The organism is Streptococcus infantis (assembly GCF_047460685.1).
GTDB classification, from domain to species: Bacteria; Bacillota; Bacilli; order Lactobacillales; family Streptococcaceae; genus Streptococcus; species Streptococcus infantis_AD.
This window is the reverse complement of record NZ_JASHFS010000020.1, coordinates 1-15958: the sequence shown is the minus strand read 5'-3', so window position 1 is coordinate 15958 and position 15958 is coordinate 1. Positions and strand designations below refer to the sequence as shown.

Here is a 15958-nt window from a genome sequence, read left to right as displayed (position 1 = left end):
CTCCTTATTATACCTATTATAGCAAAAATATCTTAAAAAAAACTCAACTTCCCTTGTTTTTCCAAGAGAAAGTTGAGTTTTTGGAATCTATTTAGACTAGAATCTTTTAAGCTTTGCTATATTGAGCTACAACTGCTTCAACTGCTGCTTTTTCACGCTTAATCAATTCAACGCGAGCTGCGATATCCTTAATCCCCATGCGGATATTACGGCTAAGGGCAAGATCAGAAAGTTGTGGTTCATAGAATGCCTTGTATTCTGCCAAGCGTTGCTCTGTTTTAAAGATGTGTGATGGGAAGATGACAAAACTGTCAAAACTCATATCGCCACCAAGAGCTGCTTTAATCCAATCCCAGTTTTCACGTGCCCACACCCATACAGTTTCTTGAGTTGCTTGGTGTCCTAAGAATTGGAGATACCATGCTGAAAGATCCTGTGGTTTCACGACAAATTTGTCCTTCCAAGTTGCAAGCAGTGTTTGGATGTTCTCTGCATCTGTCGCATAAGCAAGGGCTGCTGCCAATTGGCGTTTAAAGGCAGCATCTGTCGCATGAGTATAAAGATCGAGATAAGTTGCGACCAATTCCTTAGTCTCATGGTGTTTCATTTCATTGATGAGAACTTGTGAACGAATAGCTGCTGGAAGTCCTGAAAGATTATCCTTGTGGGCTGCAAAAATTTGGCTAGCAACTTGACTGGCTTCCTCGTCATTTGAACGAATCATCATGGAAATTGTCAATTGACGAACCAATTCATCCTCATCAGATTCACCCTCTTTAGCTTCAAAACCAAGACGTTCATAGTTGTAACGAGCCAGTTTAGCAATAAGGGCTTTAAAGGCTTTTTCTGCCTCTGTTCCTTCATCAATGAAGCGTTCAAGGGCTGTAATAACTTGAGAAACGGCAGCAACAACTAGGTAAGATTCTTCTTGTGCCAATTGATCCACTACTGGAAGCAAGTCTGCGTATGAAATGTGCCCAGCTTCAGCAAGCAAACGACGTTCTTGAACGATTTGAAGTTTACTTGTATTATCAAGTTCTACTAATTCTGAAAGAACAGCATCCAGCAATTCGCCTTGATAGTCTGTAATGTAATGTGCTGTATTTTCTGTGTTAAGACGAAGGGCTCCTTTGTTTTCAGCAAGAAGAGCTGCATAACCTGGAATTTCGATGCTCTCAGTTTCGAGAGTATCTGGTAGTCCTTTCCAGTTACTGTTAAGTGGCACTACCCAGAGACGATTTTTGTCTTCGTGTTCACCGATGAAGAATTGTTTTTGTGAAATCTTCAACACATCATTTTCAACTGTAGCAGTAAGGACTGGATAACCAGGTTGCTCCAACCAAGAATCCATGAAGGCTGCTACATCACGACCAGATGCTTGTCCGAGTGCATTCCAAAGGTCACAGCCAATGGTATTTCCGTATTGGTGTTTTTCAAAGTAAGCATGCAAACCTTTAGCAAAATCAGCATCTCCTAACCAACGGCGAAGCATGTGCATGAGACGGCTTCCTTTGGCATAAACGATAGCACCATCGAAGAGCGTATTGATTTCATCTGGGTGGCTAACTTCAACGTGGACAGATTGAACGCCATCTGTCGCATCACGTTTAAGAGCAGCTGGCACTCCACTTGTTTGGAAATCTTCAAAGATATTCCAGCTTGGCTCGATGGCATCCACACAGACGTATTCCATCATGTTCGCGAAACTTTCATTGAGCCAGAGGTCATCCCACCACTTCATCGTCACAAGGTTACCAAACCATTGGTGAGCAAGCTCATGGGCAATAACGAGTGCTACTTGTTGACGGCTAGCAAAGGTAGAGTTCTCATCCACAACCAAGTAAACTTCACGATAAGTCACAAGACCCCAGTTTTCCATAGCACCAGCTGAGAAGTCAGGAAGGGCGATGTGAAGAGATTGAGGAATTGGGTACTTGACTCCGTAGTAATCTTCGTAAAACTCGATTGAGCGAACTGCGATGTCTAGTGAGAAGTCAAGGTTTGAAAGTGGATGTGCCTTGGTTGAGTATACACCTACCAAAGTACCATTTTTAGTTTTAGCAGTTACCCCTTGCAAATCACCAGCAACGAAAGCTAGCAAATAAGAAGACATACGCGGTGTTGTCTCAAACTTCCAGATACCAGTTTCCTTGCGGTTTTCAACGTCAATCTCAGGCATGTTTGACAAGGCAAGTTCACCTTCTGCTTGGTCAAAACGAAGAGCGAGGTCAAAGGTTGCTTTTGCTTCTGGCTCATCCACACATGGGAAGGCTTCGCGAGCAAAGTGACTCTCAAACTGAGTCGACAAAACTTCCTTCTTAACACCATCAACTGTGTAGTATGATGGGTAGATTCCTGTCATGTTGTCTGTGATTTTACCTGAAAAAGCGATAACCAATTCAACTAAACCTGCTTCTGCAAGCTCGATATGAAGGGCTTCGTTTTCGTTATCAACTGTAAATGGACGAGCTTGTCCTGCTACTTCAACTGAAGAAATCTCCAAATCTTTTTGGTGAAGGGAAATACGGTCGCTTTTAGCTTGACCAGTAATGGTTACTTTTCCTGAAAAAGTCTTAGTCTCACGACTCAAGTCTAAAAACAAATCATAATGTTCAGGAACAAATGTTTCAATATAATGTTCTACTGCTTGCATCATATTCTCCTATTCTAAATTTCTGAGCGAATGCTCTAGTTCAAACATACCTATTTTATCATATTTTTAGTCAGAAAAAAGCTTTGGACGGTGATTCCCAAAACTTTCTTCCTTCTAGTAGTCTAGAGAGGGTAGACCTTGCGAAATTCTTCCAAAACAACCTTACTATAAGGTGTAAACGTCAGACCTGCTTCCTCAAGCCACTCCGTGAAAAAGTCCTCATGAACCTGACGCCAGTAGGCTAAAGATTTGTCTCCTTCGCCTTCCTGGTAGGCATGGTCGGCTGAAACCTGATGGAAAGGCTGAACGGAAACCTTTGTAATTTCGACAATGCAGACAGCTTGATCCTTACTATCTAAAATAACATCAAAGGTCCCTTCTTGGGGAAGGGGGTCGTCCTCTACTGCATAGAGGTCGTAGGCAGAGGCTGTTGCTGTTTTTTCGCCTTTAAAGACCAGATCCGCTAAAAGGTCTGGTTCCACTCCAAAAGCCCAGGCATCTATCTCATCTCCGATAGAGGGGTTTATTTGCTTGTAGGCATTCCACATTTCTTGAGGTGTCATAGGTTGCTCCTTTGTATTTTTTTACTTTCTTCTTTTACACGTTTGAGATGGTCTGGATGGTCAATTTTTAAATCAAAAATCTCTGGAATAGAACTATAGTGGATCATGCACTTGATATCCATTTGATTCATTTTTTGTATGAAAAAAGCATTCAGATATCCTGCTACGGCGAAATCTATCTTTTTCGTCCTTGCTTTATCCTGCATCTGTCTCAGCATTTCTAACATAATGGGACTTTCCATATCATGCCATTGACTGTTCCTCACAGTCGCAAAAACAAAAGAAGTCAAATCATTCATTCCCACTACAATCTTTGAAATACCAGTTTCCAGTATCCTGTCCAAGTCAAAATAAGCTGACGGTAATTCAATCATTGTTCCAACTTTTCCATTAAAACCATGCTGGCGCAACACTCTAATAGCTTGTTTTAATTGTTCGGCATCATTGACAAAAGGAAAAATAATAGACAGATTGGGATTGGTTTGAAAAACTTCTGTAACAACATGTGCCTCAGCCTGAAATTCATCCAAACACGCCAGTAAACGCCTAGTTCCTCTATATCCAAATAAGGGGTGGCGTTCATCAAAATACTCTTTAGTCCCATCTAGACAATTTGCTTCTGCATTTGTTAACTCTGAAAAGCGATACCAGACATCTTCATCTGGGTACAAATGGCAAATAGTGTCTAGATAATCTTTTACAAATTGCTGACAACTTGGTAACAGGATGTTTTGGTTGAGCTCCCTCAGCAAGTATTCCCCACGAATCATGCCGACGTGGTGCAATAGTTGTGGGTAAACTTTTTCAACAATTCTTTCGCCACTAAGAGCTAGTTGATTTTGCATGTTTTACCTTCCAATTCTTATAGCTTGTCATGTCCAATTCTGGAAATCCTCGTAACTCTGCCTTCACCTTCAATACTAAGGGGGAGGCATTTTCTTCGGTAATCTGCTCAAGAGGAAGCCAAATTGCCTTTGCTGAATCATTGCTTCCGTCAAGAACTTCATGAGGAAGGGATTTTTGAGAGCGTTCTAAATCAAGTACTATATCATAAAAGGCCATGATATGATGTACTGCGAAGTCTTGCCCTTCTTCTTGAACCAGCACATCATAAATCCTAGGATTTGAAGAACGGCTAAGAGTATAGCCTGTCTCTTCCAAAACTTCTCTCTTGAGGGTTTCTGTCAACCCTTCACCTGCTTCCTGACTACCACCAGGTAAATCAAAACGATGTTGATAAGGTCCTCTCGTTTTCTCAATGCAGAGTAATTTTCCTTTCTCATAGCAAATGCCATAGACACCAAAGTGTTTTTTGATTTCCATATTCTACTCTTTCTAAAAATCCAAGATCAATAACTTACCTTATCCCTTAAAAGGAAAGAGGCTATAGATTTCATGCTCCTTGATATACTTCTTCAGTATCTCCATATTCTCTTCGATTTTTGCTTGGATATCTGTCTCTTCACAAGTTGACTCAGTAATAAAGAGGTGAATTTTTAATAAATCAGTCAGGTATAGCAGACGACGTTCCATTTCTGATTCAGGACTTGAAGCTTGCTCGATTTTTGCAAGCTTTTGCTCCAAGCTATCACCATTTAAAAATCTCTGATGAACTCTCCTTCTTATTTTTTGAGTTGATTCCTCCCCTTGTTCCAACGGAGATAAAAGCAGTTTTTTATAGGCAGATAGCTTATTTTCTATTTCTCTTTCCATATAGGCCAATAAAACCAGAGAACTATCAACAAAGGTCCAAGTGTTATAATTTCCTTCAAATGGGACTTGTATGACACTCTCCAATAATTTCTTAGCCATTTTCTCTTGACCATCGAGATAAAGTAAATAGGCCAGATGATTCAGCGATTCGAGATAGCTAGCTTGGGTTTTCTTATTCTTTTTGAAAATTTTATCTAAATAGAGATGTAGGTCTGGATGTTTTTCCAGTTGTTCGACTACTTCTGGTGGCTTCATTTGAAATCCTTTCTATTCTTTTTTTAAATTTAAAGAGATTTTAGTCAACTAATCCAACTCTGCTCGACTGAACAAGTCTTTCATAGCTTCGATATCATCGCAAAATTCTTTAAATTCTAAAGAGAATTTAGCCAAGGCGTCCACCTTGGAAGAATAGGCACAAAACATACTTCCTTCAGGATCAAAGTCGATAGCATCGCTTAATTCAGGCATTTTTTCCTCCAAAAATACCAAAGCTAGCGATTCCCAATCGTAGCCATTTCCTTCGGCTCCTTCGTCTTCTCGAGTATCAAACACTTCCTGTCTGTATTCTCCATCAGGGTAATAAATGAGTGACCCTCGAACATTTTTAGGATCCTCATCATATACAAGCAGGCTAAAAGGGGCAATTTTTTCATTTATGTTTTCGTAATCTATCATTTCTTAACTCCTTATTGTATTTGTTAATTATCAATGAAACTGCATAAATCTAGTATGCTTACTAGCTTTCAAAGTTCATAAAGCTATCGTACCGATTATAATAATTCAAAGCTTCGACCAAGTCTTGGAGACTTGCATCTGGTTTTTCTTCAAGTGCGACTGCAAGAACGTCAATCAACTGCTCTCCATAGTAGACTAGCTGGAGATCTTGCTCCGATGCATCAGCAGGATAGACATCACTGTCTTCCACGACATCCGGATACTCTGATACTCAATCTGATAAGTCTCATTACGCTCTTGAAGATCCTCCTTAGCGTACAAACAGATGCCTGAATCTCCAATTTCATAGGGGGCAATCTCTTCCCACTCTGATAAAAACTGATAGTAGAGATTGGGCAAGACAAATCCAAACTCATCTCTTTTCATAGTATACCTCCACATATCAACTGAGTATCAACTATATTACTTCAAAGACCAACCACCATCAATAGTCAGGATTTGTCCCTGCATGGCAGATGCATTCCCACTTGCTAGAAAAAGTGTAACATCTGCTATTTCCTCTGGCTCAATCCAGCGTTTGATGGGTGTTTCACTTGCTACCCAGTCTGCCAATCCACCTGGTTCAAAGTCAGCTGCCGTCATGCCCGTCTTGACTGCACCTGGTGCGATTCCAAAGACCTGGATACCTGCTTCTGCATAGTCCAAAGCCAACTGTTTGGTAAATCCTGCCAATGCATGCTTGGATGAGGTATAGGCGTTGCCTCCTCCACCAGCTAAACTTGAAGCAATGGAGCACATATTGATGATGATTCCATGTTTATGTTCCAGCATTTTTGTTAAATAATAGCGGGTCAACTCTACTGGAGTTACGTAATTGATTTCAAAAATCTCTTGGATTTCTTGGGCGGATTGTTCTAGTAAGGGCTTGTAGTCATCCAATACACCTGCCGTATTACATAAAATATCCACCTGAGGGCACCAGTCAAAAATTAGTTCCAAGTCAAGCGTTAAATCACGTTGTAGAAAGTGAAAGTCACCTTGTAAGGCAGGCTTTTCACCCTGATCCACTCCGAAAACCTGATAACCTTTTTCTAAAAAGAGTCGAGCTTGAGCCAGACCAATCCCTGAACTTACTCCCGTAATCAATACACGTCTAGTCATGCACTTCTACCCAGTCTGTTGCTAGGACATCACATGGTGTCGGACTCCACATGGAAAAACCTTCCCCTTCACCAGACACGTTGATGAGGAAATAGGGTGTCACTTCAAGAGCGACCCCGTTTTGCTCGATAGTGTCAAAAAGTTGGACATAGTTTTCAGCTCCACCCCAGCCAGTACGTACGTATTTCTTTTTTGTCTTTAGTCCTGGTAAAATTTCTTCAAATGTCATGTTTTTCTCCTTTGTTATCTATAAATCTTAATTTCATTATAACAAAAAACCGTTTTCCAACGGCTTTTTGACTGTGATTTCTTAAAATGCATTTTTTCCTAAGGCAAATCATTCCCTGCTGCTAGGTAAATCTCATACCATTCTTTTCGAGTTAGAGTCAAGTTACTTGATTGACTAGCTTCTATCAAATGTTTAGGGTTAGTTGTTCCTACTACTGCTTGCATCTTAGCTGGGTAACGTAACACCCAAGCGATAGCAATAGCTGATGGGCTTACACCATATTTTTGCGCAAGGCGGTTTAAAACTTGATTCAAAGCCTGGAACTTTTCATTGCCAACAAAATTCCCTTTGAAGAAACCAAACTGTAAAACTGACCAAGCTTGAATGACCATGTCGTTTAGTTTGCAGTATTCAAAGACGCTACCATCACGCACAGCTGCCTTGTCACCTTCCATATTGACATGGAAACCAGCGTCAAAACCAGGCGTGAAAGCTGCGCTTAGTTGTAACTGATTGATCATTAGAGGCTGTTTGACTTCTTTCTTCAGCAATTCCATCATCATAGGATTTTGATTGGACACACCGAAGTCTCGAACTTTACCTGATTTGTGTAGAATATCAAATGCTTCCGCCACTTGGTCTGCCTCCATCAAGGCATCTGGGCGATGGAGAAGCAAGCTATCTAAATAATCAACCTGCAATCGTTGTAGAATCCCATCAACTGACTCTAAAATATAATCTTTTGAAAAATCAAAATAGGTAAATTCTTCTATGCGAATGCCACACTTGGACTGAATCCACATCTTCTCACGCAAGTCAGGGCGATGTTTTAAGACTTGACCCAGTAATTCTTCGCAACGTCCACGACCATAGATATCTGCCAAGTCAAAGGCATTGATTCCGACAGATAAGGCTGTTTCAACCAGCTCCTCAACTTCTTTGACCGACTTGTCACTGATTCGCATCATTCCTAGAACGATTTCGGATAGTTCTCTTTTCTCTTGACCAAATGGAATGTATTTCATGGCAACTTCCTCCGTTTTTCTTCATTATAAAGCAGAATGACACTTTTATCAACTGCTATCTCACAAAAGAAAAGAACCAGCTTAAACTGGTCCTTTTAAATCTTATCCAATCACACTTCCGTTTGGTACAGACGGATCAACTGTGAGAAGGGTTAATTTGCCATCATGTTCAGCTGAGAGGATCATACCTTGGCTGACATATTTTTTCATCATTTTACGTGGTTTAAGGTTGGCAACGATTTGGACTTTCTTGCCGACCAATTCTTGTTCGTTTGGATAGAATTTCGCAATACCAGAAAGGATTTGACGGTCTTCACCGTCACCAGCATCCAAGCGGAATTGAAGCAACTTGTCAGAACCTTCTACTTTAGAAACTTCTTTCACTTCAGCAACACGGATTTCAACCTTATCGAAGTCTTCAAATTTGATTTCATCCTTGTTGAGTTTGAGTTCAACTTCATCTGGATTCCATTCTTTTTCGACGGCTGGCTTGTTACCTTCCATTTGTTCCTTGATATAGGCGATTTCTTCTTCCATATCGAGACGTGGGAAGATTGGTGTTCCTTTGGCAACTACCGTTACACCTGCAGGTAAATCAGCCAAGCTCAAGTTTTCAAGACTAGAAACTTCTGCAAGTCCAAGTTGAGTCAAAACTGCACGACTGGTTTCCATCATAAATGGCTCAATCAAGTGAGCTACGACACGAAGACTAGCTGCCAAGTGACTCATAACACTTGCCAATTGGTCACGGTGCGCTTCGTCCTTAGCCAGTACCCAAGGAGCTGTCTCGTCGATGTATTTATTAGTACGTGAGATAAGAGTCCAGACTGCTTCAAGGGCACGTGGATAGTCAACTGCTTCCATGTAGGTATGGTAGTCAGCGATTGATTGTTCTGCAACGTCAGCAAGTGCATTATCAAAGTCTGTTACACCTTCTACGTAGGCAGGGATTTGTCCATCAAAGTACTTGTTAATCATAGAAACCGTACGATTGAGGAGGTTCCCAAGGTCATTTGCCAATTCATAGTTGATACGGCCTACATAGTCTTCAGGAGTGAAGGTTCCGTCAGAACCAACTGGAAGACTACGCATGAGGTAGTAACGAAGTGGATCGAGACCATAACGCTCTACTAACATTTCAGGGTAAACGACATTCCCTTTTGACTTAGACATCTTGCCATCTTTCATGACAAACCAACCGTGAGCGATCAAACGGTTAGGCAATTTGATATCCAACATCATAAGAAGGATTGGCCAGTAGATTGAGTGGAAACGAAGGATGTCCTTACCTACCATGTGGAAGACTGTTCCGTTCCAGAACTTATCAAAGTTGCCATGTTCATCTTGACCATAACCAAGAGCTGTCGCATAGTTAAGAAGGGCATCAATCCAAACGTAGACTACGTGTTTAGGATTTGATGGAACTGGTACACCCCAGGTAAAGGTTGTACGAGAAACCGCCAAGTCTTCCAAACCGGGCTCAATGAAGTTTTTCAACATTTCATTGAGACGTCCATCAGGAGTGATGAAATCAGGATGTGATTTGAAAAATTCAACTAAACGATCTTGGTATTTGCTGAGGCGAAGGAAGTAAGACTCTTCTGAAACCCATTCCACTTCGTGGCCTGATGGAGCGATACCACCAGTTACATTTCCAGCTTCATCACGGAAAACTTCCGCAAGTTGACTTTCTGTAAAGAATTCCTCATCTGAAACTGAATACCAACCAGAGTATTCACCCAAGTAAATATCATCTTGAGCAAGCAAGCGTTCAAAGACTTGTGCTACCACTTTTTCATGGTAGTCATCTGTGGTACGGATAAATTTATCGTATGAGATATCCAATAATTTCCAGAGTTCTTTGACGCCAACTGCCATACCGTCAACATAGGCTTGAGGCGTGATCCCAGCTTCTTCTGCTTTTTGTTGAATCTTTTGGCCGTGTTCATCAAGACCAGTCAGATAAAAGACATCGTAGCCCATTAGGCGTTTGTAGCGAGCTAGGACATCACAGGCGATGGTTGTGTAGGCAGAACCGATATGAAGTTTACCAGATGGATAGTAAATCGGTGTTGTAATATAAAAATTCTTTTCAGACATAATTTTTCCTTTCCAGGCAAATGAAACCTGTTTTTCTAACACTTCATTATATCATATTTTGATGATTTTCGATAAGGAAATCCATACAAAAACAAGATAGACCAGTGTCCATCTTGTTTATCTTATTCATAACGAAGGGCTTCGATTGGATCAAGTTTCGATGCTTTATTAGCTGGTAAGACTCCAAAAATCATACCTACACTAGCCGAAACTGCGAGACTAAATAGAGCAACTGGGATTGATACTCCCACTTCTATACCCGCAATCAATCCTTGTAAAAGTATCCCAGCTATAGCTGTTAAGCCTGTCGCAATGGTTAGACCAATGACTCCACCTAGTAAGGTCAAAATCATGGATTCAATCAAAAACTGGATTAAAATATTAGCACGTGTTGCACCCAATGCCTTACGAAGACCAATCTCACGCGTACGCTCCGTCACCGAAACCAGCATGATGTTCATAACACCAGTCCCTCCAACAAAGAGGGAGATTCCCGCAATGGCACTAATAATCGTAGTTATAAAGCCAAAAAGTTGTTGTACTTCTTGGAAGGCTGCAGTCGCATCTGCCACCTGATACTCCCCTTGCTGAAGACCAGCAATCTCGGTCAATTTTCTAGCTAATTCTGGTCCCACTGTTGGTGTCAAACTGGTATCATTAACACGGAAGACAATATCAGAAATTTCATCCATATTGAAGTTATTGGCAAGAGAAATATTAGTCGTAATTGGAAGTCCGCCAATACCAAAAGTCTTGGCAGCCTTGGACTCGTCGCTAGTATAGACACCAATGACACGATAACTAAAGCCACCAACATCTATAATCTGGTTAACAGCTTCTTGAGCTGACCCAAACAGACTATTAGCAAGTTCTTGATCTAGTAAAATGACACTGGCAACATCTTTATAATCCTGAGCCATGAGACTTCGGCCTGCAACAATTTCATTTTCAACCGCCTTCATGTAAGTAACATTTCCACCTGTCAAGCTAGCGCGCTCAACCTTTTTATCTTTATAAGACAGGGTGGTATTTGTCGAGTTGGTTACATAGTAACTATCTACACCCTTAAGTTTGGCCGCCTCCTTAACCCAAGCTTCTTGCGGTTTTGGTGGTTCCACATGAACATCCTCTTCTTTACCAGAAACCGTCAAAGCAGACTGCTTTTGGGTAAAAGAACCATCTTTACTTTTAATAGGTGAGAAAAAGACATGAATATTCTTCTGTGACTTGGTCATATTTTTATTAACCTGACGAGACATGGAATCCCCCAGAGCCATAATCACAACAACTGATGAAACACCAATGATAATCCCAATCATAGTGAGAAAAGAGCGCATCTTGTGGGCCATAATGGATGAAAAGGCAAATTTCAGATTCTGCATCTTAGTTTTCCTCCTTTTCTACGAGACCACTATCAGATGAAATGACGCCATCACGGATGACAATTTGACGTTTCGCATAGGCGGCAATTTCAGGCTCATGCGTTACCATGATAATGGTTTTTCCTTCTTTGTTCAAGTCAACCAAAAGTTGCATAATTTGATTCCCTGTTTTTGTATCCAAGGCTCCTGTCGGTTCGTCCGCTAGGATAATAGAAGGATTGTTTACCAAGGCACGCGCTATGGCAACCCTTTGCTTCTGACCACCTGACAACTCCGAAGGTAAATGATGGCTACGCTCGGTCAGTTCAACCTTTTCCAGATACTCTTCTGCTAATTTGCGACGTTTTGAAGCTGAAACTCCAGCATAAATCAAGGGCAATTCTACGTTTTGAAGAGCATTGAGCTTGGACAAGAGAAAGAATTGTTGAAAGACGAAGCCGATTTCCTGATTTCGAACCTTGGCTAATTGTTTTTCACCCAAACCAGCTACTTCTTTTCCATCTAGAAAATACTGCCCACTTGTAGGGGTATCTAACATCCCAATGGTATTCATGAGGGTAGATTTCCCAGAACCAGATGGTCCCATGATTGCTACAAATTCTCCCTCATGAACTTCTAGGTTAATATTCTTGAGGACTAGTAGTTCTTGATCACCATTGCGATAGCTACGACAGATATTTTTGAGGCTAATTAGTTGCTTCATCAGTCTTCACCTCTTTTCCTTCTTGCAAGGAAGCTGTCGGATTACTGATGACTTTTGCTCCATCTGTCAGACCAGATGTGATTTCTTGATTTTCTGCATCTGCATTGCCCAATCCAACTTCAACTTTTTTGGCCCTTTGATTTTCATCAAGGATCCAAACATAGTTTTTATCTTCTTCCATGACTACGCTGGTGATCGGAACAATCAATGCTTTGCTAGTGCTTTTCACTTCAACACTGACTGTAAAGCCCTGTTTCAAATCACCGATTTCACTAGTTACATCGACTGTATATGGATATTTAGAACCTGTGTTTGAAGCAGCTAAGCTACTACTTGCTTCACTGTTATTTTTTGGATAATTTGAAATATAGCTAATCTTACCATTCCAAGTTTTATCTGGATAGACCTTAGAAGTAAAGGTGACTTCTTGGCCTACAGATAGATTGGCAAGGTTGTACTCAGAAAGCTCTCCCTTGACCTGCAAGTTATCGTTACTTACGATATGAACCAAAACTTGACTATTTCCTGTTGGAGATTTTGAAACGTTACGATTCACTTCAACAACTGTTCCCTCCACCGTACTCAATACCGTAGCAGCATTCAACTGGGCTTGGGCTTTTTCGAGTTGTGCTTCTGCATCTGCACGCACATCACGAGCATCGCTGATTTGAGAATCAATAGCAGCTGTGGCAGAACCGGATGACTGAGCTGGCGCTTGTCCAGTTGCTCCTTCTAGACCTGCTTGCGAAAGGCTAGGTGTTGCTGCGGCGGTATTACGTGCATCGTTTAATTCATTGATATGACGGTCAGCTTTAGCTACAGCACGACTGGCAGCATCATAGGCAGCCTGGGCTTCTGTGCTACTATACTTGACAAGAGCCTGTCCTTCGCTGACCTGATCTCCAACAGAAACTAGAACCTCATCCAAATCTCCCTTGCTGCCATCAAAATAAACATATTGTTCTTTTTGAGCAGTTACTGTACCTGATAAAAGAACTGAAGATGCCACAGACCCCTCTTTGGCAAGGACTATCTTAGCAGTTTCATCTTTTGCTGCATCTTGATTTGGTTGTCTTAACAGAAGAACAGCTGCTGCTCCCACTACAAATACTGACGCCACTCCAATAGCAGTAAATAAAGGCCATTTCTTAGCTTTTGACTTTCTTTTCATAGCAATACCCCTTTTATAAATATATATGTTAAGATTATAGCACATATCCTAAAAATGGACAATTTATTTCTTATTATCCAAAAACATTTGCTAAATCTTTTATTGTTGTATTAGTTATATAATACACTTTCTTTTTTATTTTTGCAAGCATTTTCTTAAAAATTTTTAAGCGTAGCAGATTTTTGCATTGACCTCCAAAAAAAGATAGAATATGACTAGAAAACAACAAAGGAGCTTTCTATGAGAGAATACGATATTATCGCCATTGGAGGAGGTAGCGGGGGTATTGCTACCATGAATCGTGCTGGTGAACATGGTGCTAAAGCGGCAGTTATTGAGGAAAAGAAATTAGGTGGAACCTGTGTCAATATTGGCTGCGTTCCTAAGAAAATCATGTGGTATGGAGCTCAAATCGCAGAGAGCATCCACAAATATGGACCTGACTATGGTTTTACAAGTACTGGTAATGAATTTGATTATGCAACACTTCGTAAAAATCGTGAAGCCTATATTGATCGTGCTCGCTCTTCTTATGGTGGAAGCTTTAAGCGTAACGGAGTTGATTTGATTGAAGGACGCGCCGAGTTCGTTGATGCTCATACTGTCAGTGTCAATGGTGAGTTGATTCGTGCTAAGCACATCGTGATTGCAACTGGGGCCCATCCTCATATCCCTGCCATTCCTGGTGCTGAACTGGGTGGTAGTTCTGATGATGTCTTTGCTTGGGAAGAGTTGCCAGAATCTGTAGCCATTCTTGGGGCAGGTTACATTGCTGTCGAATTGGCTGGCGTGCTCCATACCCTTGGTGTAAAGACTGATCTTTTCGTACGTCGTGATCGACCTCTTCGTGGGTTTGATAGCTATATTGTTGAGAGTCTAGTTCAAGAAATGGAGAATACTGGATTAAACCTCCACACCCATAAGGTTCCTGCTAAACTTGAAGAAACTGAACAAGGCATTACCATTCATTTCGAAGATGGTAGTACTCATACTGCCAGTCAAGTTATCTGGGCAACTGGTCGCCGTCCAAACGTTGAAGGACTCCAGCTAGAAAAGGCAGGCGTTACTCTCAATGAACGTGGCTTCATCCAAGTTGACGAATACCAAAACACAGTCGTTAATGGTATCTACGCTCTTGGCGATGTCACAGGCGAAAAAGAACTAACACCTGTCGCTATCAAAGCTGGTCGTACTCTCTCAGAAAGACTATTCAATGGCAAAACCAATGCCAAAATGGACTACACGACTATTCCAACTGTTGTCTTTTCACATCCAGCTATCGGAACTGTCGGTATGACTGAGGAAGAAGCTATCAAAGAGTATGGACAAGAAAACATCAAAGTCTATACTTCAAAATTTGCTTCTATGTATTCAGCAGTTACTAGTCACCGTCAAGAAGCACGCTTCAAGCTCGTTACAGCTGGTGCGGACGAAAAGGTAGTTGGCCTTCATGGTATCGGCTACGGCGTTGATGAAATGATTCAAGGTTTCGCAGTTGCTATCAAGATGGGAGCTACAAAAGCTGACTTTGATGCGACGGTCGCTATCCATCCAACAGGATCGGAAGAATTTGTGACCATGCGTTAATACAAAAAAGACCATCTTGGTCACTCAGATTGAAGAAAAAGCCTATTTAGGACCATTTTCTTCAATCTTTTTCTTTTATTAGAGCAAATTATAAAACACTTAAAAATAGCATGCCATCAGGATTCCTAAGAATTTTCACTATATGGGAACCAATCTCCATAAGGGTACTTTTTTTACGACTGACATGATTTATCCGTGTTTTGAAAAGTCTCTTGGCCTCCGGTTCTCTCTAAATCGGCCGTTACAAATTTGTAACCTTTGTTTTTAAAATAGGTTGACAACCATCCCCTTCCCAGTATAATAGTTACTATAAATTAAAAAAGAGGTTAACTATTATGAAAAAAGCACACATTTACGCTATTCCAGCTATCGGGGCTGCTCTGATTGCAGTATTAGCCCAAATTAGTATCCCTATTGGGCCCGTACCATTTACTCTGCAAAACTTTGCTATCGGTCTCATCGCTACTGTTTTTCGACCTAGGGAAGCTGTTCTCTCTGTTGGAATCTATCTCTTACTGGGTGCCATTGGTATTCCTGTCTTTGCTGGTGGAGGAGCTGGTTTCCATGTTTTAATTGGGCCAAGTGCTGGTTATCTATGGTTTGACCTTGTCTATGCTGGGCTTGCTTCCTATCTGACTCATACGAATAGCAGTGTTGTACGTATTTTCCTAGCCAATCTCTTAGGGGATTCCCTTGTCTTTGTCGGTGGTATCCTCAGCCTCCACTTCCTCTCTGGTATGCCTTTTGATAAGGCACTGGCTGTCGGTGTCATTCCCTTTATCATTCCTGATCTTGCAAAAATTATTGCCATTAGTTTTATCGGACGACCACTCCTTCAACGTCTTAGTAATCAACCCTACTTTTCACATAAATCATAACCACCCGTCTAACGGGTGGTTTGCACCAGGGCTATAAGCCCAAATTACCAGCCAGCGCCTAAAGACGCTGGCTTTCACGTTGTTCAAGCCTCATTGCTCTTGACTCGTCACTTGCCTC

The 15958-nt window shown here is 41.2% G+C and carries 16 protein-coding genes; 2 read left to right on the top strand and 14 right to left on the bottom strand.

The genetic code is table 11. The annotated features are described in order from the left end of the window. Positions 1-106: 106 nt before the first annotated feature. The 14 genes from QM917_RS09465 to QM917_RS09400 all read right to left on the bottom strand — a co-directional run bounded on the left by QM917_RS09465 (position 107) and on the right by QM917_RS09400 (position 13375). The gene (locus QM917_RS09465; protein WP_414285554.1) at positions 107-2653 is read right to left on the bottom strand and encodes a M1 family metallopeptidase; all 2547 of its coding nucleotides are present in this window, start codon (positions 2651-2653) and stop codon (positions 107-109) included. Between the two features lie 122 nt (positions 2654-2775). Next, positions 2776-3216 (bottom strand): ASCH domain-containing protein, encoded by a 441-nt coding sequence (locus QM917_RS09460; RefSeq protein WP_414285552.1) that lies wholly within the window; start codon positions 3214-3216, stop codon positions 2776-2778. Next, positions 3213-4061 (bottom strand): putative PEP-binding protein, encoded by an 849-nt coding sequence (locus tag QM917_RS09455; RefSeq protein WP_414285551.1) that lies wholly within the window; start codon positions 4059-4061, stop codon positions 3213-3215. Before QM917_RS09455 ends, QM917_RS09460 begins: the two co-directional genes overlap by 4 nt. After that, positions 4039-4539, bottom strand: coding sequence for an NUDIX hydrolase (locus tag QM917_RS09450; protein ID WP_414285550.1), 501 nt, complete (start codon positions 4537-4539; stop codon positions 4039-4041). Before QM917_RS09450 ends, QM917_RS09455 begins: the two co-directional genes overlap by 23 nt. 39 nt (positions 4540-4578) lie before the next feature. Beyond that, positions 4579-5184, bottom strand: a complete 606-nt coding sequence (locus tag QM917_RS09445) for a DUF6707 family protein (RefSeq protein WP_414285548.1) — start codon at positions 5182-5184, stop codon at positions 4579-4581. 48 nt (positions 5185-5232) lie between these two features. Beyond that, the gene (locus QM917_RS09440) at positions 5233-5604 is read right to left on the bottom strand and encodes an Imm51 family immunity protein (protein WP_281335112.1); all 372 of its coding nucleotides are present in this window, start codon (positions 5602-5604) and stop codon (positions 5233-5235) included. 61 nt (positions 5605-5665) lie between these two features. Continuing rightward, a complete protein-coding gene (locus QM917_RS09435; protein WP_414285579.1) occupies positions 5666-5854 on the bottom strand; it encodes a hypothetical protein in 189 nt (62 codons plus the stop codon). 212 nt (positions 5855-6066) lie between these two features. After that, complete coding sequence (locus tag QM917_RS09430; RefSeq protein ID WP_315638900.1) at positions 6067-6765, bottom strand: 3-oxoacyl-ACP reductase; 699 nt, start codon at positions 6763-6765, stop codon at positions 6067-6069. Continuing rightward, positions 6758-6994: a DUF2829 domain-containing protein gene (locus QM917_RS09425; RefSeq protein ID WP_042768384.1), complete on the bottom strand. Its 237-nt coding sequence runs from the start codon at positions 6992-6994 to the stop codon at positions 6758-6760. Before QM917_RS09425 ends, QM917_RS09430 begins: the two co-directional genes overlap by 8 nt. Positions 6995-7092: 98 nt before the next feature. Beyond that, entirely contained in the window at positions 7093-8019 is a 927-nt protein-coding gene (locus QM917_RS09420) for an aldo/keto reductase (RefSeq protein WP_414285546.1), read from the bottom strand. Positions 8020-8121: 102 nt separating this feature from the next. Next, positions 8122-10119 (bottom strand): methionine--tRNA ligase, encoded by a 1998-nt coding sequence (metG, locus tag QM917_RS09415; protein WP_414285545.1) that lies wholly within the window; start codon positions 10117-10119, stop codon positions 8122-8124. A gap of 122 nt (positions 10120-10241) precedes the next feature. Continuing rightward, positions 10242-11501: an ABC transporter permease gene (locus QM917_RS09410; RefSeq protein WP_414285544.1), complete on the bottom strand. Its 1260-nt coding sequence runs from the start codon at positions 11499-11501 to the stop codon at positions 10242-10244. Position 11502: 1 nt separating this feature from the next. Further along, positions 11503-12204: an ABC transporter ATP-binding protein gene (locus QM917_RS09405; protein WP_414285543.1), complete on the bottom strand. Its 702-nt coding sequence runs from the start codon at positions 12202-12204 to the stop codon at positions 11503-11505. Beyond that, a complete protein-coding gene (locus tag QM917_RS09400; protein WP_414285542.1) occupies positions 12188-13375 on the bottom strand; it encodes an efflux RND transporter periplasmic adaptor subunit in 1188 nt (395 codons plus the stop codon). Before QM917_RS09400 ends, QM917_RS09405 begins: the two co-directional genes overlap by 17 nt. A 240-nt stretch (positions 13376-13615) precedes the next feature. Here QM917_RS09400 and gor point away from each other — a divergent pair, with 240 nt between their 5' ends. Further along, the gene (gene gor / locus QM917_RS09395; protein ID WP_414285541.1) at positions 13616-14962 is read left to right on the top strand and encodes a glutathione-disulfide reductase; all 1347 of its coding nucleotides are present in this window, start codon (positions 13616-13618) and stop codon (positions 14960-14962) included. Between the two features lie 335 nt (positions 14963-15297). Next, positions 15298-15840: a biotin transporter BioY gene (locus QM917_RS09390; protein WP_414285540.1), complete on the top strand. Its 543-nt coding sequence runs from the start codon at positions 15298-15300 to the stop codon at positions 15838-15840. Positions 15841-15958: the final 118 nt, after the last annotated feature.